Raw genomic sequence first — 21,660 nt, 5'->3', positions numbered from 1 at the left:
TAATTACTTATCATGCATCCCTTTACCTTCTAGTATTTGGTTAATATACTTTTCAACACGCTTTTGTCTTGTTTCACTGCGTTTAGCTTGTCCAATATGATATATATATTGATGTTGTCTGCCTGGCGTTAATTTATAAAATGAAGACTCTAACTGTGGCATTTCTTCGAACTTAGCTTCTAACTCTTTAGGAATAACATATTCCTCTGTTTTCTTCATTTCAACTTTTTTACCAGCTTTTTCAGCTTTAATTGCTTCAGCTAGATAATATTTAATTTCTTCGCTACGTGCTTGAATCTCTGTTAAATTTTCAAATCGTAACTGACGAGCTGCTTGCACCTTTTCAGTCTGTTGAATGAGTGTATGATATTTATCCTCCAAAATGGCACCTTTATGAAATAATAGTGCAACATAATTTTTGAAGCCATGGATAAGTACTACATTTTTATTATTCAACGTGTAACAAGGATGCATCCATTTATACGCTTCCTCTAATTCTGTTTCATTAAAGATTAACGCTCTCAAATATTTATATTCTTCTTGCCATTGACTCTCTTTATTTAAAAATGCTTCAACTTGTTCATTTGATTGTTTCTCACTCATAGTCATCACTTCCATTTTGTTTTTCAATACACATTGTATTATATATCCTAATTTTATAAAAAACTAATTTTACAAATGCTTTTGCGTTCTTACAAAAAATGCATTTGACTATTATTATAATAAGCGTATAATTGTCGCATATTATTTTTTGTATTTTTGGCAATAACGAAGGAGTATTTATGAATAAAGACAAGCAATTGCACAACGACAAAATCAATCTATCCCAATTAGTCTTATTAGGGTTAGGCTCTTTAATAGGATCTGGTTGGCTATTTGGTGCGTGGGAAGCATCATCAATAGCTGGACCAGCAGCAATCATATCATGGGTTCTTGGATTCCTAGTCATTGGAACCATTGCCTATAACTACATTGAAATCGGCACAATGTTTCCTCAATCAGGTGGCATGAGTAACTATGCCCAGTATACACATGGCTCATTATTAGGCTTTATTGCTGCTTGGGCGAATTGGGTGTCTTTGGTGACAATAATACCTATCGAAGCTGTGTCAGCTGTTCAATATATGAGTTCTTGGCCGTGGCATTGGGCGAAACCAATGAGATATTTAATGGAAAATGGCTCTATTAGCACATACGGATTGCTAGCTGTATATCTCATCATTGTTATTTTTTCATTATTAAACTATTGGTCCGTAAAACTTTTAACATCATTTACGAGTTTAATTTCTGTATTTAAATTAGGCGTACCCATGTTAACCATCATCATGTTGATGCTATCAGGATTCGACACTTCAAATTACGGCCATTCGGCAAGCACATTTATGCCTTACGGAAGTGCACCGATTTTTGCTGCAACAACAGCATCAGGGATTATTTTTTCATTCAATTCATTCCAGACAATTATTAATATGGGTTCAGAAATTAAAAATCCTGAAAAAAATATCGCAAGAGGCATCGCTATCTCACTGTCAATCAGTGCAGTGTTGTACATCATTTTACAAAGTACGTTTATCACTTCTATGCCTCAATCAATGTTACAACATAGTGGATGGAATGGCATCAACTTCAATTCACCATTTGCTGATTTAGCTATCTTATTAGGAATTAATTGGCTCGCAATTTTACTATATATTGAAGCTTTTGTATCACCATTCGGTACTGGCGTGTCATTTGTCGCCGTTACAGGTCGAGTTTTACGAGCAATGGAGAAAAATGGACATATCCCTAAATTTCTTGGGAAGATGAATGAAAAATATCATATCCCACGTGTAGCAATCATCTTTAATGCCATCATTAGTATGATTATGGTTACATTATTTAGAGATTGGGGTACGCTAGCAGCAGTTATTTCTACTGCAACTTTAGTAGCCTATTTAACTGGCCCAACGACAGTGATTGCATTAAGAAAAATGGGACCAACAATGACTCGTCCATTTAGAGCAAAAATTTTAAAAGTAATGGCACCATTATCATTTGTATTAGCTTCATTAGCTATATATTGGGCAATGTGGCCAACAACGGCTGAAGTTATTTTAATCATTATACTTGGATTACCAATCTACTTCTTCTATGAATACCGTATGAATTGGCGTAATACAAAGAAACAAATTGGTGGTAGCTTATGGATTATTGTATATTTAATCGTGCTATCAATACTGTCATTTATAGGAAGCAAAGAATTTAAAGGCTTAAATATGATTCACTATCCATTTGACTTTATCGTTATTATTGTTGTGGCGCTTATATTCTATTACATCGGTACAACGAGTTCATTTGAAAGCGTCTATTTCCGTCGCGCAACACGAATCAATACGAAGATGCGTGAGTCACTAAATAATGAATCAAAGTCATCTCATTAAATATTTTAAAATACAGTGCCATATATGATTTCAACACACACATTAACCAACCATTGATTTCAACATCTTGGTTGGTTTTTTATTTTGAAAATCGGTTATAAATAACTAACATAACAAGATGGCGAGAGTGATATTGTAATGAAATGTCACTGTAGAAGAACATCATATAATGCTGAAAATGGTTTGAGTTAAAACAGATATCAAACTCGTCTGATTCAGTCACAAAATTGTCTTGTTATACTTGTCACCTATCATCTATAGACCGTGGTATGATTAAATTGGGGATGATAAAGGAGGTTAATAAATATGAAGATTAATACTACAGGTGGTCAAATTCATGGTATTACACAAGATGGTTTAGATATCTTCTTAGGCATTCCTTATGCAGAACCACCAGTTCATGACAATCGCTTTAAACATTCTACGTTAAAAACACAATGGTCAGAGCCAATTGATGCAACTGAAATACAACCCATCCCACCGCAACCAGACAACAAATTAGAAGATTTTTTCTCCTCACAATCTACAACTTTTACTGAACATGAAGACTGTTTATATCTAAATATTTGGAAACAACATAATGATCAGACGAAGAAACCTGTCATCATTTATTTTTATGGTGGTAGTTTTGAAAATGGTCATGGTACAGCCGAACTCTATCAACCGGCACATTTAGTACAAAATAACGACATTATCGTTATTACATGCAATTATCGTTTAGGCGCATTAGGATATTTAGACTGGTCATATTTTAATAAAGGTTTTCATTCCAATAATGGCCTTTCAGATCAAATCAATGTCATAAAATGGGTGCATCAATTTATTGAATCCTTCGGTGGCGACGCTAATAACATTACTTTAATGGGTCAGTCTGCAGGCAGTATGAGCATTTTGACTTTACTTAAAATACCTGACATTGAGCCATACTTCCATAAAGTCGTTCTACTAAGTGGCGCACTACGATTAGACACCCTTAAGAGTGCACGCAATAAAGCACAATATTTCCAAAAATTGATGCTCGATTATTTAGATACAGATGATGTTACATCATTATCGACAGATGATATTCTTATGCTGATGGCGAAGCTAAAACAATCTCGAGGACCTTCTAAAGGGCTTGATTTAATATATGCGCCTATTAAAACAGATTATATACAAAATAATTATCCAACAACGAAACCAATTTTTGCATGTTATACAAAAGATGAAGGCGATATTTATATTACTAGTGAACAGAAAAAATTATCGCCGCAACGCTTTATCGACATTATGGAATTAAATGATATTCCTTTAAAATACGAAGATGTTCAGACGGCGAAGCAACAATCTTTAGCGATTACACATTGTTATTTCAAACAGCCGATGAAGCAATTTTTACAACAACTCAATATACAAGATTCAAACGCACAACTATGGCTTGCTGAATTTGCATGGCATGATACTTCTAGCGCACACTATCGCAGTGCTTACCATATTCTAGATATGGTGTTTTGGTTCGGAAACTTACAAATATTAGCAGCACATCAATATCCAACAACTGCTCACCTTAAATTTTTAAGTCGACAAATGCAAAATGATTTAGCTAATTTTGCTAAAAGCGGTAAAATGCCTTGGCCGATGTATCATAATGAACGTCGCTATTATCGCACATATCAATAACGTTATCGCATCTAAAAAAGCACACCTGAATTTGATAGCAGGCGTGCTTTTCATATGAGAATTATGATGATTTAAATGTTTTAGCATAATGATTATTTTTCAATGTGAAAACAACGATTAATCCTAATGCGCCAATGATGGCACTCGTATACGTGATAGCTTGAACAGAAACATGTGTCATGACCAAGCCTCCAATAATGCCGCCAACACCAATACCAGCGTTTAAACTAGACATGTTCCAACTCATTACTTGGCTTGTGTCGCCTTCAACATGTTGAATCACACCGCTTTGCACTGCTGGATTAGTACTCCATTGCATGATATTCCAAATAAATAGTCCTGCTAACAATAGACCTGAACCAGGTAAGATTAAATTCATAAGTAACATCATAACGATAAAAATAGAAACAGAAATCATTAACCAACGCTTACTTGTAATTTTATCGGAGAATATACCACCCAATGATGTTCCAATAACGCCAGCGATTCCATTTACTAGAAGTGCTAATGAAACGAATGACATATCATGACCATTAGATAAAATAAGTGGATTTATAAAGACGAATGTCACTGAGTTTGCAATCAATACTAAAAACGTAATAATTAAATATTTTGCTACTTCAGCAGGTCTTAATATTTTCGAAGTAACATGATTTTCATGAGATGGTGTCTCATGATTCACAGGGCCTCGTTGTATTTCCTGATCCTTCGGTAAATAGATCATCATCAAGAAGCCAACAATAATACTCACAATAATTAAGAATAGAAATGTATAGCGCCAACCTACTAAATCGCCGATAACCGTTCCAATTGGTACACCAAAAACATTGGCCCCACTAAACCCTGTATAGACAAGTCCAATCATTTTACCACGATTTTTAGGTGCTGATAACATCGCTGTAATAGCTAATACTTTTACGATAATTAGTGCTGCTGCTGCAGATGAGATAATTCTACCAACTACTAATATTGAAAAATTTGGCGCTACAGCAATAATGCCATTACCAATGATAAATATAAGTAATGTCCATAATAATACAGGCCTTGATGAAAAACGGTTCGTTAATTTAACCAGAATAGGTCCACATATCGCAAATGTTAAAGCGTACATTGTCACTAATTGACCAACGACAGCTTCTGATACATGTAAGTCCTGACTCATCAAGTTCATAATTCCTGCAACCATCATTTCAACCATTCCTACGATAAAAATACTTAAAATGAATGTAAATAGTCGCATGATTGACATTTTAAAACTCCTTTCAAACAAAATTTCCGATATTCATTTCCCTTAGAATAACGATTTATTAAAAAATGTGTGCAACACAATTTTATATATAACCGTTCTATTATATAATATTTTGCTTTAATTTTCTGTGCTTAATTGGAAAATTATTGAAATTGTTTTTCAGTATTTGAAAAATTAACACAAGTATGTCATTTAATAATTATGTATAATTACTTCAGTTTCAACAATGACTCCCAAAAAGCACGCACGCTTTATATGTCAGAACAGATAACTGACTACAAAGTATGCGTGCCTTTATGAATATTTTCGCTGTGTTAATGAATAGCGATACTATATGTGCGCGTCACTTCATTTCCAATTAAAACTAATACCTAAATCTGATGCAGTAAAATCTATCATGATTCACTCTTAACATCAGTATTTCGTGCTACTAATTGATGTCTTGCATTGAAAAATTGACCATAGCTTAAATATGTCGCAATCAAAGCAGACATAATGGTCGCAGTTGTATGAATAAACACGACTAACAATTGAAATTTAATCGCTTGTAAAGGTGGTACGCCACCAATAATTAAGCCTGTCATCATACCAGGAATCGACACAAGCCCATATGTTTTAACCGAATCAATTGTTGGCACTATAGCTAAACGAATACTTTCACGTATTGCACCTTTAGAAGCCAATTTAGGTGTAGCTGCAAGTGATAATTTAGATTCAATATTAGTACCATCTTGTACGAATGCACGATCTAAATTCTGGTAAGCTAAATTAATTGCAATCAAGCCATTATTAGCAAGCATGCCGCCAATAGGTATAACTTCATTGGCTGTAAATTGAATGGCCCCTGTCGCAATAGTACCTGCAAGCGGTAATGCCGTTCCAATGAAGATAGCTAGAAATGATATCCAAAACACATGATGCATCACTGGTGATGCTCGACTAATTGTATTCCATGATGCATTAATAATAATGACCAATACACATAAAATAAGCAGCCATTTATCGTTTATTTTAAAAATATAATGCAGCAAAAATCCCAAAATGATTAATTGCACAATTGCGCGTAGTGTCGCAACAATTAAATCTTTAATAATATGTAAACCTTCTTTATATGAAATGATAATCGGAATGACTAAAAGCAATGCCGTCAATCCAAGTGCCGTATTACTCATGTTGATTCAACTCCTCAACCTTAGAAATTTTGCCATCAACAATCGTTATGCGCTTTTGAAAATGTCTCATACTTTGATCATCACTATGGGTAATCCACATGATAGCAACATCCTGTTCCACTAACTTAAAAATGATATTTTCTATCTTTTCTTTATTATGAACGTCTAATGCACTGGTCGATTCATCTAATAAAAGAATATCCGGTGTATACATCAGTTGGCGCGCTATAGCAATTCTTTGCCGCTCACCACCCGACATATTTTCCACTTCCGAACTTAATTGATAATGTCCCAAACCGACATCTTTAATTAATTGCTTTGCACGTTTTCTATCAAATTTATCATTACGTGCAAGTGATGGGAATATCATGTTATCTTCAATCGTTTCACCAAACAAGTCACTTTGCTGCATCAAATAACTGATTCGTTGACGCAATTCTTCCGGGTCATAATCATTATAGGGTTTACCTTTAAAATAAAGTTCTCCACTAGTTGGACTAATCAAATTACATATTTGCTTTTGAAATGTACTTTTACCACTACCTGATGGACCTATAATGGCAATACTCTCGCCTTTATCTACTTTTAGACTGATATGATCTAGTATGATTCTATCGCTCGCTTTATACACTAAATCTTTAATTTCTAACAACATTTGCACCGCTCCTCATGTAATATATCAGGTATATTATTCCCGTTTTTTTGGTTTTTAGTGCAATTATATTTAAGAAAAAATCATTTTCTTGTAATATCAAAATTTAGGCATAATTGATTTTCAGCATTTAAATTAAAAACAAAAAATCCTATTAACATGGATACTGTCTAATGACTAAGAATTAAAATTAGACAATTGTTTAACAACCTACCATATTAAAAGGATTCTTTATTATTTGTGGATTGGGTTACCACATGATATTTTTATAACTTTCATCATTTAATGAACGGACAATTTCAGTAACAAGACGGATAGAATTTTCATAATCATCTACATTGAGCACTGAAACATTAGAATGCATGTATCGCAGCGTAACACCGATTGTCATCGTGGGAATACCTTCATTTGCGACATGAATACTTCCCGCATCTGTACCTCCACCTGGTGTCGTATCCCATTGTACTTCGATGTTATGTTCCTTAGCTACATCTTTAATATGCTTACGCAAACCTTGGTGAGCAATACTTGTAGCATCCATCATAATGACAACTGGACCACCGCCTAGTTTACTATCGCTCGTTTGACCTGACATACCTGGGGTATCATAAGCAATACCTACATCGACAGCTATCGCCAAGTCTGGTTTAATCGTATTCGCTGCCACTTTCGCACCACGCAAACCAACTTCTTCTTGCACTGTGGCACCACTGTATAAGTTAATGCCAATATTTTCATCTTTTAAACGTTTTAATACCTCAATAGCTAATGCACAGCCATAGCGATTATCAAATGCTTTCGCAGTTAAATATTTATCATTTGCAAGCACTTCAAATTCACTATATGGCGTAACCATATTGCCTACTTCAACGCCAGCTTCTTCAGCTTCTTCCTTGCTACTAACACCAATATCTATAAACATATTTTTGATTTCCATTGGCTTTTTACGTTCTTCAGGCGTTAAGACATGTGGCGGTTTAGAACCGATGATACCTCTAATTTCTTTGCCCGAATCTGTTGTAATCGTTACTTTTTGAGATAGCATGACTTGATTCCACCATCCACCAACTGGCGTAAATGAAATAAAACCATGTTTATCAATCTTTGTTACCATAAAACCAACTTCATCCATATGACCAGAAATCATAATTGAGTATTGACCATTCTCAGCATTTTTCTTTCCAAAAATGCCACCCAAGTTATCTTCAATAATTTGATCACTGACAGGCTCTATATAGTTACGCATTGCTTCTTTAACTTGCATTTCATAACCAGCAATGCCGTTTACATCTGTTAAATGTTTAAGTAATTTGACTGACTGATTCATGTTATTCATCCTCCTGTATTTCAACTTTAAACTATTGTATCACTAACTTTCAGAAAAACGTTCCCTACCGCTTTATCATTTTCAGGCTTAAATATTTTTAAAATTTTGTGAGGAATCCGCTTAAAAAAACTCATATTTCTAAAATTTAATATTCCGAAAAAGTCACAATTTAAAATCCCTTATTATAATACGTTATTCTTTTATTGTTACTAATTTCAATCTGTTTAGTCTTGCGCTATTATAAAATTAAAAAGTGTAGAGATAACAACGCATTAACGTCGCTATTTTCCCTACACTTAAATACTAGTTTCTTTAATTAACTTATCATTAAAGTTATTCAGATATTGAATATTCATTAATCATAATGTGACCATGCCGATAGTATTAATACTTCTTTATTTCGATCATCTACGGTATAGACGACCCTGTGCTGATGGTTAATTCTTCTTGAATATCGCTCTAAATATTTAGGCTCTAATTTTTCAAAAGATTGTGTTATTTTATACGGATCATTTTTTAAAGTCTCAACAATTTCTAAAAATGACTTCTTTAAATAAGAATGTTTTATTTTCTTTAAATCTGATTTCGCTGAATTTTTAATCTTAACCGTGTAATTGCTCATTAAAGATTATCCCAATCAATATCATCTATATTTGTTGTACCACTATTATCTTTTTCTCTTTCTCTTACTTTGTCCATTGTACCAGTAGATTCAAGATATATTGTCTCTTGTATACTTTTCCAATCTTCTAAACCTATAATCACAGCATTATTTTCGGCATTATTGCCACTAATATAAATTGGTTCGTGATTATTATTAACATTTTTTAGTAATTGATAAAAATCTTTTCTCGCTTCTGTAGGGCTAGTGATAATCATATAAACCCTCCTTTGTTTTCTGTTACGCTAATTATAGCGTACGCACTTGAGTACGTCAATATTACCAACGAGTTCATCGTATTCTTAATACCTATATGCTATCGTACACAAGCTTTTGTTCTTTTCTTCCAACATACCGTCTATAATGCTCAAAAAGAAATCAGCAGTGGAACACACTACGTTCCCTACCGCTTTATCATTTTCAGGCTTAAATATTTTTAAAATTTTGTGAGGAATCCGCTTAAAAAAACTCATATCTTCAAAAAAAGTGACAAAATTTAAATTTTTGAATAACATCATTTTTTAGTAAATGTTATAATTTCTTTATAATACAAATATCGAAAGAAGGCGACTGACTTTGAAAAAATTATGTTCATTAATTGTAGTAGCATTAGTTTGTATCATTGCATTATCAGCTTGTGGTAAAGAACAAACCAAAACATATGAAGGTGATGTTAGTGGTAAACATGTACTAACTTCTATCACATATAAAGATGATAAAGTTTTAAAACAGTCTACAATCAACACAATTAAATATGACGATCTAGGTATGGATAAAGACGAAGCCAAAAAGTTATTCGCCAAATCTGAAAGTATTTTCAAAGACCTTAAAGGCGTAAAATACAAAGTAGACTATAAAGATAAAAAAGCAATTGAACACTTAGACATAGATTACACAGAAGTTGACATGAAAAAATTAAATAAACGTCTTGGTGTTTCAACTAAAGAAAATAAAGATATTAGTTTTGAAAAACTTGAAAAGCAATTAAAGCACAGAGGCTTAAAAGAAAAAGATAAAATGGACGACAAATAGTTTATAACATAAAAATGCCCTCAGATAAGACTAAGGTTACAAACCTTAACTCATATTCTGAGGGCTTTAATATTTGAAATTCTTGTGTGACCAGCATCCACTACTAATATAAAATTATTTGCAGTAACACTAAAATCCGCTGCTTTCATTTTCTCGAAATAGATAAATCAACTAATCAATTTTAATTTATAATCATGTATCGTTTGTAACTCACCATCGACTTTTCGATATACAATATGATCAGCAGTAATTTCTGTAGGACTGGATACGCCAACAGCTGCTGCAATATTGAATAAGCCTTCATGCAAACTTGTTACATAGTTTGTGACACGATATTGCTTTTCTCCAACAATCAATGCTTTTTCTTTTTTAGCATCTGTTGTTGCAACACCAACTGGACACGTATTCATGTGACATTGTTGACTCATTATACAACCGACACTAATCATCATCCCACGTGCGATATTTACAAAATCTGCACCTAAACCTAGTGCAATCGCAATTTTATCTGGTGTCACTAACTTACCAGATGCCGCCAATTTCACTTTATCTCGAATACCATATTTTTCTAACATGCCAGACACAATAGGTAGAGCTGTAAATAGCGGTAAGCCAACACCATCTTGTAATTCTTGGAATGTTGCACCAGTACCACCTTCACCACCATCAATCGTAATAAAGCTTGGATACTTATCTAGTTCCACCATCGTACGTACAAGTGTTTCAATTTCTGAAACTTTGCTTACTACAATTTTGAATCCTACTGGTTTTTGACCTAATTGCTGCAACTGATCGACGAAACGAATCAAATCTTCAGCATTATGAATAAATTCGTAACGGTTAGGTGAATTGATTGTTTTATAAGGTTCAACATTTCGGATTTTAGCAATTTCTTCGTTTACCTTTTCAGCTTCCATATGACCACCACGAGTCTTAGCACCTTGTGCCAACTTCAGCTCAAATGCGCGTACGTTAGATAACTGTGCAACCTCTTTAAATAAACCTTCACTAAAATTACCTTCTTTATCACGAACACCAAATAAACCGGGACCAATTTGGAAAATGATATCCCCATTACCTTTTAAATGATATTCTGATAAGCCACCTTCACCTGTATTCATCCAAGTGCCCGCTTTAGCTAGACCTTTAGATAAAGCTGTAATAGCATTTTTTCCTAAAGCGCCATAACTCATACCAGATTGTCCTACGATACGTTTTAAAATAAATGGATGTTTTAAACGTTCACCTAATTTTATTGCATGGTCATCACTTAAGTAATACGGATCAATCTTTGTCGGTACACGATATTCTTCACGACTAAATAAACGCTCATTCGCGATTTTATAAATGAATGTTGATAACAATGTTGTATTATCTACTGAAATCTCATTACGTTGCATCGGAAACATTGTGTTCTGTATGTAAAAGCCGTCTTGATAATCTTTAGTAGTACCGAAGCTGGTCATACGAGAGTTATATTTTCCAGCCAAAACGATATTTTTATAGTCATTACGTGAAAAAGGTTTCCCTTCATTATCCCCAGAAAATAAATACTGACGTAATTCCGGTCCCATTTTTTCTGAAATATATCTAATACGTGCTAGTAAAGGATAATTCCTTAATACACTATGTTGTGATTGTCTTTTATCTTTAATTAACCAAATAAGCCCGATAACAATAACCGTAAGCAGGAAGCCTACAACGATAATGTTAACTATAAATTGCATGACTGTAAGAAACGTCATTACAATCCCTTCCCCCAAAAAATTTCAATTCAATATTTATGATACACCTTACAAAATAAAACACAATGGAAGCGTTTCATTTTATAAAACAATTTTATGATATGTTTTTCATTTTAAATTTTAATGTATAAAACATACAATACAAAGTAATATGTGCTAAAGTATCTATATAATACAACTATTTAAGAGGTATACTATGTCAAATACAAATAAACATTACATAGAAGAAGAATACGCTACTGAACAATCTCGTTTTTTCAAACGTGATATTGGATTTATTTTCCTTTATATATTTTTGGTTAACATCTTGCCAATCATTATCGTCTTTTTAACTTTTGGGTTAGTAGCTGTATTCACTCAACAAGCCCCATGGGGTTTCTCTTTTCCTATTTCAATGAACATTAGCTATTTACTCGCAGTTATTATTTCACTAGCTATTTTTCGTCGGATGCATGAAGATGCGTTTATTCCAATGATACGTTCGCAAATCGTTGCTAGTGCTAAATATAAATGGCATATTCTTATATCATTTACACTAAGTGTCGTACTCTTTTTACTTTTAAATCATTTCAATATTTTCGCACTAAATGTAGATGCCTTTACTGTCTTTGACATTTACCCGCTCATTAAAGGGTATGGTTCCATCAGTTTAATAGCTATATTTTCGTTAACCATTATATTAAATACTTTGATTTGTCAACTTATTTTCCGTCATATTTTAATTCAAGAATTAAGCAGATTAATCCCTTTAAAGATTACAATAGTATTATCCGTTATTCTTGAAACACTGTACTATTATCCATACATTAATACATGGTGGGAATTCATTCCAGCATTGATACTAGCAAGTAGTGCGACTTACTTATATTTAAAATCATACCGTAATTTTATGGTGAGCTATTTTTATCAATTAGCAGTTATACTCGTTTTGCATATTTTCATGTAAAATATTTCAGAGTATTATCCATTATCCATACACATCAAAAAGCACACTTAAAAGTCAGTATCGCAACTCACTTCTAAGCGTGCTTTATTTAGATATACTGTCGTTCTAAAAACGAGCCATATAGAGAGCCTGAGACATAAATCAATGTTCAATGCTCTACAAAGTTATATTGGCAGTAGTTGACTGAACGAAAATGCGCTTGTAACAAGCTTTTTTCAATTCTAGTCAACCTTGCCGGGGTGGGACGACGAAATAAATTTTGCGAAAATATCATTTCTGTCCCACTCCCATGAATCGCCATGCTCAATATACCTTTTAAAATTTAAATATTCATTAACTTAATATGCTTTAAACTTTTTCATTAAAGACTACTCGCTGGGCGTGGTGTTGGTTTTTTCAATAAACTCATAATCATTATTACAATGACTAACATACCACAAATTAGATACATCCATTTAAATCCTACTAAATCGGAAATAGGTCCCATCAATGCGCCACCTAACGATATACCTAAGTCTGCACAGGCAATAAATAAACCTAACAACATATTACGACCTACTTTTGGTAAGACGAAGCTTAAGTATGATGTTAATGTTGGGTACACCATTGCTTGTGTCATTCCTATTAATATTGCACTACCATAGAAAATAATTGCACCTACTTGCGGACCAAATGCCACTACAAATGACGCGATCACTAATAATGATAGTACAGATACCATATATTTAGGATGCCACATACCATCTGACGGAATGTATTTCCTTAAGTAAAATCTTGCCACAACAACTGCGATGGCCTGTATTGTCAAAAAGATTCCCGCATTCGCGAATCCTAAACTCACTGTGTATAACGGTACAAATGTACTAACTGCACCAAATACAATCGATGCAACAATCATGATAATACCACTGTTCAACAACTCTTTATTTTTGAAAAATTGCGCAAAAACAGTTACAGCGTTAAACGGCATTTTTTCAATCTTATCTGACGTATCGGGTTCCTGTTCAGCAAAGGTCACGCGATAGCCAAAGAATGTTGTTGTTAATGCGATAAAGATAATGACAATTGCAAATAGTGAAATATTATTTGCATTCCAAATACCTACGGCAACTAATGGTCCAATTAAGTTTGGAATCGTTGAAAATAGCGAGTACAATGATACACCTTCAGAACGATGTTCCTCTGGTAATGCATCAATAATACCTAACTGTAAAGACATAGAAAAGAATGCCGTACACACACCTTGCATAACACGTGCTACGAAATAACCTTCTAATCCAGTAAAACCATAAATAATTAAAGCTATGGCATTGATGATCAAAATAATTCTTAATACTTTAATGGGACCGACACGAGCAATAATTTGTCCTGCCCATGGTCGAAACACCATTGCTGTTAACATGTATGCCCCCATAACGATACCGATAACCGTATTCGTTGCGCCTAAATCATGCCCTCGTAACGGTATAAATACGTTTAAGATTGCATTGGCACTAAAGAACATCAATGTTAATATATATAATCTCAAAAAGGGCCAAGCCATTGCACCTTTCATTATCTCACTCCTTAGAATGATAGTTGTTTTTCTATTAATTCTCTTGTATAAGCATTGTCACTTTTATGCAATGCGCTTGTCGGAATTTGTTCTTCTATTTTTCCGTTTTTAAAAATAATTAATTGATCACATAAATACGTGGCAGCTTGAATATCATGTGTGATAAAAATATAACTCAACTGACGCGTTTCACGTAAATGAATCAATAAATCTAATATTTGTGTTTGAATTGACATGTCGAGTGAACTAATGGCTTCATCAAACAAAATATATTTAGGGTTAATACATATTGCACGCGCAATCGCAACACGTTGCGCCTCTCCACCTGATAACATATTAGGATATTTATCCATGTATGCCTTAGATAGACCGACTTCTTCCAACAATGTAATTGCTTGAACTTCCATAACATCTTTAGGTTGTCCATCACATTGACACATCACTTCAAATAAGATTTCTCTAACAGTCTGAAATGGATGTAATGATGACGTATAATCTTGAAATACAGCACCAATTTGATGACGTCTCACTTTCTTCTTATGCATCGGTTGATCATTTAAGGTTACACAACCTTTATCCGGTTTCTCAATACCTAATATCATACGACTCAATGTCGATTTACCGCTACCACTTTCTCCGATAATCGCAATCGTCGCACCGATTGGACACTCAAATGACACACCTTTCACGATAGGTGTTCGACGACGCTTAAAAACATGTGCGCTTTGATATGACTTTTCAACATCTTTAATTTTAATCATGTACATCACCCCTCATCACATGTTTAAAATGATCATTAATCTTCTTCTTCGTTGATAATAAATACTTCGTATAAACATGTTCTGGATGATGCAAGACTGATTCACGTGTCCCTTGTTCAATAAGCTGACCATTTTTCATCACAACAACACGGTCTGCAATCTTGTTAATAACCGTTAAATCATGTGAAATGAAAATCATCGCACAGTCAAAGTGTTTTTTAATATCTATAAATGCTTCCAGTACATCATATTGTGTAATTGTATCTAAAGCCGTTGTCGGCTCATCAGCAATGATTAACTTTGGTTTCAAAGCTAACGCTAAAGCAATCATCAATCGCTGTAACATTCCTCCTGATAACATGTAAGGGTATGATTTTAATATACGTTTAGAATCTTTCAAACTTAAATAATCCATATATTCAATCAATGTCTTTTCAATTTCTTGTGTAGACATTGACGTATGTACTTTCATAGTCTCAAACATTTGTTTACCGACAGTAGTTGATGGGTCAAAGGCACGACTACCTTGTTGCATGACCATCGCAATGTCTTTACCACGGTACTTTTTCAATTGCGATTCAGATAATGACAACATTGATGTACCATCAAAGATAATTTCACCTGTCACCCCGAGTCGTTCGAGATTCAAACCAATAATCGATTTACAAGTGATTGATTTACCGCTACCACTTTCTCCAATAACGCCTAAAGTTTCACCCTTAGTTAATGTAAAATTCACATCACTCACGAGTGGTTGATCTGTCCAGGTATCTGTAATCGTCAAATGTTTAACTGTTAACAATGTCATGATTGCACCACTCCTTTTTTCACAGAACGAAGTTTATCTTTAGAAGAGATGCGGGGATCAATAGCAATTTGTAAAGCATCGGATAAGAAGTTAAATGCCATCACTATAATCACTATGGCAATACCTGGCGCAAACATCATTTCAGGATGTGTAAACATCACTTTTCTAGCTTCGTTAAGCATCATGCCCCACTCTGCAGTAGGCGCTTTGACACCTAATCCTAAAAATGAAAAGCCAGATATTTGCAAGATCATTGAACACATCGAACTACTAGAGATGATAGCAATATCTGCTAATGTTAACGGCATAATATGTTTGTGAATAATTTTCATATCATTCATACCGATTGTTTTAGCAAATCTTACATGGTCAGAAGCAGTGTACTGCATAACACTTGTACGTATAACACGACAGAACCATGCCCAACGCGTCAAAATAAATGCCATGATAATATTTTCGGCACCCATACCAAACAATGCAATTAATGCTAACGTTACAACATAACTTGGGAATGCCAACATAACATCACACGCACGCATGATTAAGGCGTCAACAAACCCTTGGAAATATCCTGATAAGAATCCTAAAATAGATCCAATAAGTACAGAAACAAATAGCGCAACAAAGACATATAACAAACTTGGTCTAATCGCATAAATTAACCTAGTTAAAATATCTCTACCTAAATGGTCAGTACCTAGTAGATGTTGAAAACTCATGCCAGCAAATTTGTTTGCTGTATCGATATGGTTAGGATCATAAAATGTCACAAGTGGTGCTGCTAATCCTAAAAAGACATATAATACAATAATGCCTAAAGCAATTACTGCACCTTTATCTTGTAATAATCGTTTTAAAATTATCATCGTGCGCCCTCCCTTAATCTTGGATTTAATAGCGCATTAATGATATCTGCTAATGTATTAAATACAATAAATAATACCGCTACAATTAATACATATGCTTGAATAACTGGAAAATCGTGTTCAAGTATTGCTTTTAAACTTAATTGACCTAGTCCAGGCCATGCAAAGATATACTCGATAACAACTAGTCCACCCATTATCATTGGTATAGACATACAAAAGATTGATACCGCAACTTGTAAAGCATTACGCAACACATGCAACATTAATGTGATAGATTTCACACCGCTTGCTCTTAAATAAAGTACATAATCTTCATTTAATTGTTCCACCATCGAGCGTCTAACATTTCTAAAGTAAATAGCAGCATAGGCAATCGTAATAACGATCACTGGCAATATGTAACTTTCTGGACCTGTTAATCCAGAAGTCGGCAATATGTTTAACTTCACTGAAACGTAAATAATAAGTATTGAAGCTATCCAATATGATGGTAATGCAGTTAGAAAGAAAGCCACTGAACGTATCGCACGATCAGTGAACTTTCCTCTTTTTAATGCACTAACTACACCTAAAATAATTGATGTAATCATCACCATAACACTTGAAATTATTGTTAATTTCAATGTATTCATAAATGCTGGACCAATGCGTTCAGCAACAGGATCACCTGTAATGTAGCTTGTACCAAAATTAAATTGCATCGCTTCAAGTAACCAATTTTTATATTGAATTAATAATGGATCATTGAAACCGTACTTCTCATTCGTTTCTGCAATCAACTCTGGTGTTACATTTGGCGTCCCTTGTGCATGTAAAATTGTCACAGCTGGATTTTCATTTGTAATATACGTCAATAGAAATGTCATAAAACTTACTACAATCACTAATGGAAACATGAGCGCAATACGTTTTAAGATAAATTTGAACATCTAATTGCTCCTTTATTTATACTGCATTTCATTGAATGGTAATTCATACTGTGATTGTGTGAATGATACTTTTTCTAAATCTTTCGGCGCAACAACTGTCATACTACCGTGTGAAATAGGGATAAAGATACCTTCATCATCAATTTGTTTCAAAATGTTTTTATAAGCGCCTGAACGCTCTTTACCGTTTTGGATTTTAAATGCGTCATCAATGCTGTTGTATATTTTATCTTTGTTCTCAATGCCTGATGTTGCACTTTCATAACCATTTTTCGCTTTAAATGCTGCAATAGTACTTTGTGGATCGTACAATAATCCCCAAGTTTGGTTGAACATTAAGTCATAATCACCAGAAGTACGACGTTCAGCAATTTTATCTGATGTTTCGCCATTGATGTTTAACTTAATACCCATTTTCTTAAATTCTGCTTGTAAGTATTCTGCTTGTTCTTTTTGACTTGAAGAACCTTTGTCATAGTACATTGCCATTTCAAGGTTTTTACCATCTTTTTGACGAACATCGCTGTCTTTACCTTTCTTCCAACCAGCTTCATCTAATAATGATTCTGCTTTTTTAAGGTCATACTTACGTGTTGGCATATCGAAATTAATATCTGTTACATTTTTCGCAAATAATTGAGTTGCTGGTTTTTCTTGACCATCTAAAATTTCTTTGGCAATTTTATCTCTGTTTACCATATGACCAATCGCTTGTCTGACTGTTTTGTCACTCACAGCGTTATCTTTTTTACCAGAATTGACAACTAACATTTTCGTATTCATAGGTTGACTACGCTTAACTTGATAGTCACCTGTATCTTTCAATTGTTTTAAAGAGTCTTTGTCTAAGCTATCCGTACCTCTATCATCTGTGAAGGCAAAGTTCGTTTCACCTTTTTTCATTGATAGGAATGCTGTTTCACCAGCAGGCATTACTTTTGCTTGTACTTTGTTAAGTTTAGACTTTTCGCCCCAGTATTGATCATTTTTGTTAAAGTCTGCAGACTCATCTTTTTTATGTTCACCTAATTTAAATGGACCAGTACCATCGAACTTTTTAACGCCATCTTTTGTTGTACCGTTTTTAAAGTCTTTTGGAGACACAAATACATATGGACGAGGCATCGCTAATTCAGCCAATGCAGGTTGATATGCTTCTTTCAAATTCAATTCAACCGTGTACTTATCTTTAACTTTAACATTGTCAATTAATGTTGAAATCTTTAACCAAGAATGCAATTTTTTATTTTGTTGAACCGCATCAATATTTTTCTTAACTGCGTCAGCATCAAATGGTGTACCATCATGGAATTTAACGTCATCTCTCAAATGGAATGTATATGTCTTCCCATCTTCAGACACATCCCATTTTTTAGCTAGTAAAGGCTTAATTCCATCTTTCGTGTTACGTACAAGCGGCTCGTATATCATACTTTCAGCAGACATCGATCCACCGTAAACATGCGGATTCATATCACCGATATCTTTAACCGTCGTATACGTTAATTGCTTGTTTTCTTTTTCCTCCTCTAAACCTTTATTACCGCCACAACCAGTTAAAATTAGCCCTGATGCAAGTAACATTGCACTCATTTTAGTTAGTTTTCTCATTTGCTTTTCCTCTTTCTAAATTGATAAGTTGCATTACTTAATCAAATCGTAATGATTATTTTTCTCAATTATTTGCTTATTTTTATGTAAATGTCAAACATAATTCAATAATTTTTTTCTATTATAAAACTTCAAACCCTTATTGTGAAAGCGTTCTATTGATTTCCAAAAATTTTGTGACGAGTGCTTTATCTCCTTCAAATAGATTTGTATTAAATTGAGAAGATAAGTGTTGATCTTGATGCATATCCTTGTACGCCTGGCAACTTGCTTCATAGCGAGTTAGGAACTGATCAATCATTGGCGTTTTGATACCTAGCATTTTCCCAATATGCTGAATCATCGCCGTTCTGTAATAATCTTCACTTGGCATTCTTGGAATTTGAACAACATCCTGTTCATTTTTATAGACTTGCTTAAATGGTACAGCTGAAAAATCAAAGTAATGTCCGTTTTCGTCTGGCTGTGAAAATGGATCAATGAGGATTGCGGTATATCTTACATAAAGCAGATATTCTTGTAAGATATCTGGCAAGATTTCGAAATGCTCAATATCACCTTCATCCAAAGTTTCAGGACGTACTGGATAATTTTCCTTCACCATAAATTGAAGCAGGTTGACTGACGGCACTCTAAATGCTTGTAAAATAGCCATCATTTCCTTCCACATTAAACGCATTTCACGGATTAGTGTCATCGTTATCGGTCCTTCAGGAAATAACTTATACACATAAACCGGTACATCCGTCCCTTCGAAAATGGCTTTCAATGAAAAGTCATTCATAAATAGTGGTGGGTGCACATAAAGCGAACTGTTTCGCGTTTCAGCGTGCAGTGGCGATTCAACGACTTCTAATTGAATTTTCAATTGCTCAGCTAAAGCAGAGATTCGTTGACACATTGTTGAGTTTGAATGTGTCGATCCCATGTACAATTTCTTTTTTACACCTGTTGTCAACACATGATTAGGCGCTTCTTTATCAACAATACGTGTATCGCCAAGATAAGTTGAGAATGAAATCACTTCGATATCTTTATTAAATTTAGACATAAATTGTTCGACAATCATTTGCGAACCAAATGTCGGTGATATTAAAATGACATGTTTGACACTTTGCAAAGTTTCTAACGACAATTGCTGTAGTGTGTCATAATAAGCATCTGCTGTGCATGCCATGACAACCGTTTCGTATTCACCATTAACGTTTTTAACGTCTTTATACAAACGATTAATTTCAAACTTACCTTCCAGATGTTGATGCGCCTCGTTTTGTATTTTGACTTCAAATTGTTTCTCTTTTTTATACGCTTGATATAAGCGTTTTGATTTTTCTGATGTTGAGGCACGTCCAACCATATCAATCTCATAATCTGATTTTAAATAGCAAATATTCGCTAATTGGATTGCGACCGGACCAGTGCCTATCATTAATAATTTAGACATCCGTAATACCTACCTTTATAGCTGCTTTTTTATAAAGTGCTATATCAAAAATTTGCTGTGGTCTCATATGTTTATTCACACATTGCCACTTATCTTCCGCTGTTTCTTGTGACGGATAATTAAATATTGCTTTGATGCCATCACCAAAGCGCATTGCAACTACGACATTTTCATTTGTTAAATCATATAATTCTTCTAAAATGCTGTACTTTAAAGGAATTGTCGAGCTGAATATGATATGCGTCACATCTTTGATATCTTTAAGTTCAGATACCTTTTGATCCGTAATTGTTATATCTTCATTTGGTGCTAAGACGTTAACGATTCTGCGCCCTAGGTCAACGGCTTGTGGATCAATATCAATACCGATAACTGAAGCACCTGTTTCTTTTGCTACTTGAATTAACGTCATTGGATATGCACCTGAACCAACTAACAATAATTTGTCATTGCTAGCTATACTACATTGTCCAAACTCTTCATCAATACAATGTTCTATATTGTCAAAGTAACCTGTGGTAGACGCCTGTCCGTCTAATAGACGTCTCGCTCTAATGACTTCCACTTGTTTAACACACTGCGCTGTAATATATTGCAGTGATTTTATTAATTGTGCTTTTTCTTCAACGTCACGCCAAGCATTAAATTGTTGTTCATAAATAGGATTTAAAATAAATTCACTATAGTCATCCATCAATGTTTCTAATGCTTCGATATATTGATCGTCTTGTAATACACGCTCGTAATGCGCTTCAAACTTTTCTAAATATTGTTGTAATATCAATTTGATTTCATTATTAAAGTTATTCATTGTAGGCTC

At 34.0% G+C, this 21,660-nt stretch carries 20 protein-coding genes; 4 read left to right on the top strand and 16 right to left on the bottom strand.

Annotation, left to right across the window (positions count from 1 at the left end; genetic code table 11):
- Nucleotides 1-3: 3 nt before the first annotated feature.
- Nucleotides 4-603, bottom strand: coding sequence for a YdeI/OmpD-associated family protein (locus tag IDG66_RS01065; RefSeq protein WP_001291515.1), 600 nt, complete (start codon nucleotides 601-603; stop codon nucleotides 4-6).
- Nucleotides 604-782: 179 nt separating this feature from the next.
- Between IDG66_RS01065 and IDG66_RS01060 the strand changes: the two genes are divergently transcribed.
- Both IDG66_RS01060 and IDG66_RS01055 read left to right on the top strand, forming a co-directional pair.
- Nucleotides 783-2,420: an APC family permease gene (locus tag IDG66_RS01060; protein ID WP_001030712.1), complete on the top strand. Its 1,638-nt coding sequence runs from the start codon at nucleotides 783-785 to the stop codon at nucleotides 2,418-2,420.
- A gap of 306 nt (nucleotides 2,421-2,726) precedes the next feature.
- Nucleotides 2,727-4,079 (top strand): carboxylesterase family protein, encoded by a 1,353-nt coding sequence (locus IDG66_RS01055; RefSeq protein WP_000700927.1) that lies wholly within the window; start codon nucleotides 2,727-2,729, stop codon nucleotides 4,077-4,079.
- 61 nt (nucleotides 4,080-4,140) lie between these two features.
- Here the strand turns inward: IDG66_RS01055 and IDG66_RS01050 are convergent, their stop codons facing one another.
- The 6 genes from IDG66_RS01050 to IDG66_RS01025 all read right to left on the bottom strand — a co-directional run bounded on the left by IDG66_RS01050 (nucleotide 4,141) and on the right by IDG66_RS01025 (nucleotide 9,358).
- Complete coding sequence (locus IDG66_RS01050) at nucleotides 4,141-5,328, bottom strand: MFS transporter (protein WP_000026194.1); 1,188 nt, start codon at nucleotides 5,326-5,328, stop codon at nucleotides 4,141-4,143.
- 395 nt (nucleotides 5,329-5,723) lie between these two features.
- Entirely contained in the window at nucleotides 5,724-6,500 is a 777-nt protein-coding gene (locus IDG66_RS01045) for an ABC transporter permease (protein WP_000072145.1), read from the bottom strand.
- Nucleotides 6,493-7,155: an ABC transporter ATP-binding protein gene (locus IDG66_RS01040; protein ID WP_000923523.1), complete on the bottom strand. Its 663-nt coding sequence runs from the start codon at nucleotides 7,153-7,155 to the stop codon at nucleotides 6,493-6,495. Before IDG66_RS01040 ends, IDG66_RS01045 begins: the two co-directional genes overlap by 8 nt.
- A 247-nt stretch (nucleotides 7,156-7,402) precedes the next feature.
- Nucleotides 7,403-8,479 carry a M42 family metallopeptidase gene (locus tag IDG66_RS01035; RefSeq protein ID WP_001076671.1) on the bottom strand — a complete coding sequence of 359 codons (1,077 nt, stop codon included), beginning with the start codon at nucleotides 8,477-8,479 and terminating at the stop codon, nucleotides 7,403-7,405.
- A gap of 355 nt (nucleotides 8,480-8,834) precedes the next feature.
- Complete coding sequence (locus IDG66_RS01030) at nucleotides 8,835-9,101, bottom strand: Txe/YoeB family addiction module toxin (protein ID WP_000074048.1); 267 nt, start codon at nucleotides 9,099-9,101, stop codon at nucleotides 8,835-8,837.
- Nucleotides 9,101-9,358 carry a type II toxin-antitoxin system Phd/YefM family antitoxin gene (locus IDG66_RS01025; RefSeq protein WP_000587616.1) on the bottom strand — a complete coding sequence of 86 codons (258 nt, stop codon included), beginning with the start codon at nucleotides 9,356-9,358 and terminating at the stop codon, nucleotides 9,101-9,103. The genes IDG66_RS01030 and IDG66_RS01025 overlap by 1 nt, the downstream gene beginning before the upstream one ends.
- Nucleotides 9,359-9,716: 358 nt before the next feature.
- On the opposite strand from IDG66_RS01025, the gene IDG66_RS01020 reads away from it, so the two are divergent.
- Complete coding sequence (locus tag IDG66_RS01020) at nucleotides 9,717-10,172, top strand: YehR family lipoprotein (RefSeq protein WP_000732082.1); 456 nt, start codon at nucleotides 9,717-9,719, stop codon at nucleotides 10,170-10,172.
- 167 nt (nucleotides 10,173-10,339) lie between these two features.
- Here the strand turns inward: IDG66_RS01020 and IDG66_RS01015 are convergent, their stop codons facing one another.
- Nucleotides 10,340-11,917: an FMN-binding glutamate synthase family protein gene (locus tag IDG66_RS01015; RefSeq protein ID WP_000143496.1), complete on the bottom strand. Its 1,578-nt coding sequence runs from the start codon at nucleotides 11,915-11,917 to the stop codon at nucleotides 10,340-10,342.
- Between the two features lie 196 nt (nucleotides 11,918-12,113).
- Between IDG66_RS01015 and lnsB the strand changes: the two genes are divergently transcribed.
- Nucleotides 12,114-12,863, top strand: a complete 750-nt coding sequence (gene lnsB / locus IDG66_RS01010; RefSeq protein ID WP_000072445.1) for a CPBP family lipoprotein N-acylation protein LnsB — start codon at nucleotides 12,114-12,116, stop codon at nucleotides 12,861-12,863.
- Nucleotides 12,864-13,224: 361 nt separating this feature from the next.
- Here the strand turns inward: lnsB and cntE are convergent, their stop codons facing one another.
- The 8 genes from cntE to cntL all read right to left on the bottom strand — a co-directional run bounded on the left by cntE (nucleotide 13,225) and on the right by cntL (nucleotide 21,651).
- Nucleotides 13,225-14,418, bottom strand: a complete 1,194-nt coding sequence (gene cntE, locus IDG66_RS01005; RefSeq protein ID WP_000675408.1) for a staphylopine family metallophore export MFS transporter CntE — start codon at nucleotides 14,416-14,418, stop codon at nucleotides 13,225-13,227.
- A gap of 11 nt (nucleotides 14,419-14,429) precedes the next feature.
- On the bottom strand, nucleotides 14,430-15,179 hold the full coding sequence (locus tag IDG66_RS01000) for an ABC transporter ATP-binding protein (RefSeq protein WP_000590515.1): 750 nt from the start codon (nucleotides 15,177-15,179) through the stop codon (nucleotides 14,430-14,432).
- Nucleotides 15,172-15,987: a staphylopine uptake ABC transporter ATP-binding protein CntD gene (cntD, locus tag IDG66_RS00995; protein ID WP_000173862.1), complete on the bottom strand. Its 816-nt coding sequence runs from the start codon at nucleotides 15,985-15,987 to the stop codon at nucleotides 15,172-15,174. Before cntD ends, IDG66_RS01000 begins: the two co-directional genes overlap by 8 nt.
- A complete protein-coding gene (gene cntC / locus IDG66_RS00990) occupies nucleotides 15,984-16,853 on the bottom strand; it encodes a staphylopine uptake ABC transporter permease subunit CntC (protein WP_000584765.1) in 870 nt (289 codons plus the stop codon). Before cntC ends, cntD begins: the two co-directional genes overlap by 4 nt.
- The gene (gene opp1B, locus IDG66_RS00985; RefSeq protein ID WP_000472242.1) at nucleotides 16,850-17,785 is read right to left on the bottom strand and encodes a nickel/cobalt ABC transporter permease; all 936 of its coding nucleotides are present in this window, start codon (nucleotides 17,783-17,785) and stop codon (nucleotides 16,850-16,852) included. Before opp1B ends, cntC begins: the two co-directional genes overlap by 4 nt.
- A 12-nt stretch (nucleotides 17,786-17,797) precedes the next feature.
- Nucleotides 17,798-19,396, bottom strand: coding sequence for a staphylopine-dependent metal ABC transporter substrate-binding lipoprotein CntA (gene cntA / locus IDG66_RS00980; protein ID WP_103143702.1), 1,599 nt, complete (start codon nucleotides 19,394-19,396; stop codon nucleotides 17,798-17,800).
- A 139-nt stretch (nucleotides 19,397-19,535) separates the two neighbouring features.
- Nucleotides 19,536-20,840: a staphylopine dehydrogenase CntM gene (cntM, locus tag IDG66_RS00975; protein ID WP_000040600.1), complete on the bottom strand. Its 1,305-nt coding sequence runs from the start codon at nucleotides 20,838-20,840 to the stop codon at nucleotides 19,536-19,538.
- A complete protein-coding gene (gene cntL / locus IDG66_RS00970) occupies nucleotides 20,833-21,651 on the bottom strand; it encodes a D-histidine (S)-2-aminobutanoyltransferase CntL (RefSeq protein WP_001058843.1) in 819 nt (272 codons plus the stop codon). Before cntL ends, cntM begins: the two co-directional genes overlap by 8 nt.
- Between the last annotated feature and the right edge of the window lie 9 nt (nucleotides 21,652-21,660).

The organism is Staphylococcus sp. EG-SA-18, from assembly GCF_017151825.1.
GTDB classification, from domain to species: domain Bacteria; phylum Bacillota; class Bacilli; order Staphylococcales; family Staphylococcaceae; genus Staphylococcus; species Staphylococcus aureus.
This window is presented reverse-complemented; position numbering and strand designations above follow the sequence as displayed.

Excerpts from the sequence above, each read along its gene's own strand:
- IDG66_RS01065 (WP_001291515.1), bottom strand. The coding sequence starts at position 603 with ATGAGTGAGAAACAATCAAATGAACAAGTTGAAGCATTTTTAAATAAA.
- IDG66_RS01060 (WP_001030712.1), top strand. The coding sequence starts at position 783 with ATGAATAAAGACAAGCAATTGCACAACGACAAAATCAATCTATCCCAA.
- IDG66_RS01055 (WP_000700927.1), top strand. The coding sequence starts at position 2,727 with ATGAAGATTAATACTACAGGTGGTCAAATTCATGGTATTACACAAGAT.
- IDG66_RS01050 (WP_000026194.1), bottom strand. The coding sequence starts at position 5,328 with ATGTCAATCATGCGACTATTTACATTCATTTTAAGTATTTTTATCGTA.
- IDG66_RS01045 (WP_000072145.1), bottom strand. The coding sequence starts at position 6,500 with ATGAGTAATACGGCACTTGGATTGACGGCATTGCTTTTAGTCATTCCG.
- IDG66_RS01040 (WP_000923523.1), bottom strand. The coding sequence starts at position 7,155 with ATGTTGTTAGAAATTAAAGATTTAGTGTATAAAGCGAGCGATAGAATC.
- IDG66_RS01035 (WP_001076671.1), bottom strand. The coding sequence starts at position 8,479 with ATGAATCAGTCAGTCAAATTACTTAAACATTTAACAGATGTAAACGGC.
- IDG66_RS01030 (WP_000074048.1), bottom strand. The coding sequence starts at position 9,101 with ATGAGCAATTACACGGTTAAGATTAAAAATTCAGCGAAATCAGATTTA.
- IDG66_RS01025 (WP_000587616.1), bottom strand. The coding sequence starts at position 9,358 with ATGATTATCACTAGCCCTACAGAAGCGAGAAAAGATTTTTATCAATTA.
- IDG66_RS01015 (WP_000143496.1), bottom strand. The coding sequence starts at position 11,917 with ATGACGTTTCTTACAGTCATGCAATTTATAGTTAACATTATCGTTGTA.
- lnsB (WP_000072445.1), top strand. The coding sequence starts at position 12,114 with ATGTCAAATACAAATAAACATTACATAGAAGAAGAATACGCTACTGAA.
- cntE (WP_000675408.1), bottom strand. The coding sequence starts at position 14,418 with ATGAAAGGTGCAATGGCTTGGCCCTTTTTGAGATTATATATATTAACA.
- IDG66_RS01000 (WP_000590515.1), bottom strand. The coding sequence starts at position 15,179 with ATGATTAAAATTAAAGATGTTGAAAAGTCATATCAAAGCGCACATGTT.
- cntD (WP_000173862.1), bottom strand. The coding sequence starts at position 15,987 with ATGACATTGTTAACAGTTAAACATTTGACGATTACAGATACCTGGACA.
- cntC (WP_000584765.1), bottom strand. The coding sequence starts at position 16,853 with ATGATAATTTTAAAACGATTATTACAAGATAAAGGTGCAGTAATTGCT.
- opp1B (WP_000472242.1), bottom strand. The coding sequence starts at position 17,785 with ATGTTCAAATTTATCTTAAAACGTATTGCGCTCATGTTTCCATTAGTG.
- cntA (WP_103143702.1), bottom strand. The coding sequence starts at position 19,396 with ATGAGAAAACTAACTAAAATGAGTGCAATGTTACTTGCATCAGGGCTA.
- cntM (WP_000040600.1), bottom strand. The coding sequence starts at position 20,840 with ATGTCTAAATTATTAATGATAGGCACTGGTCCGGTCGCAATCCAATTA.
- cntL (WP_001058843.1), bottom strand. The coding sequence starts at position 21,651 with ATGAATAACTTTAATAATGAAATCAAATTGATATTACAACAATATTTA.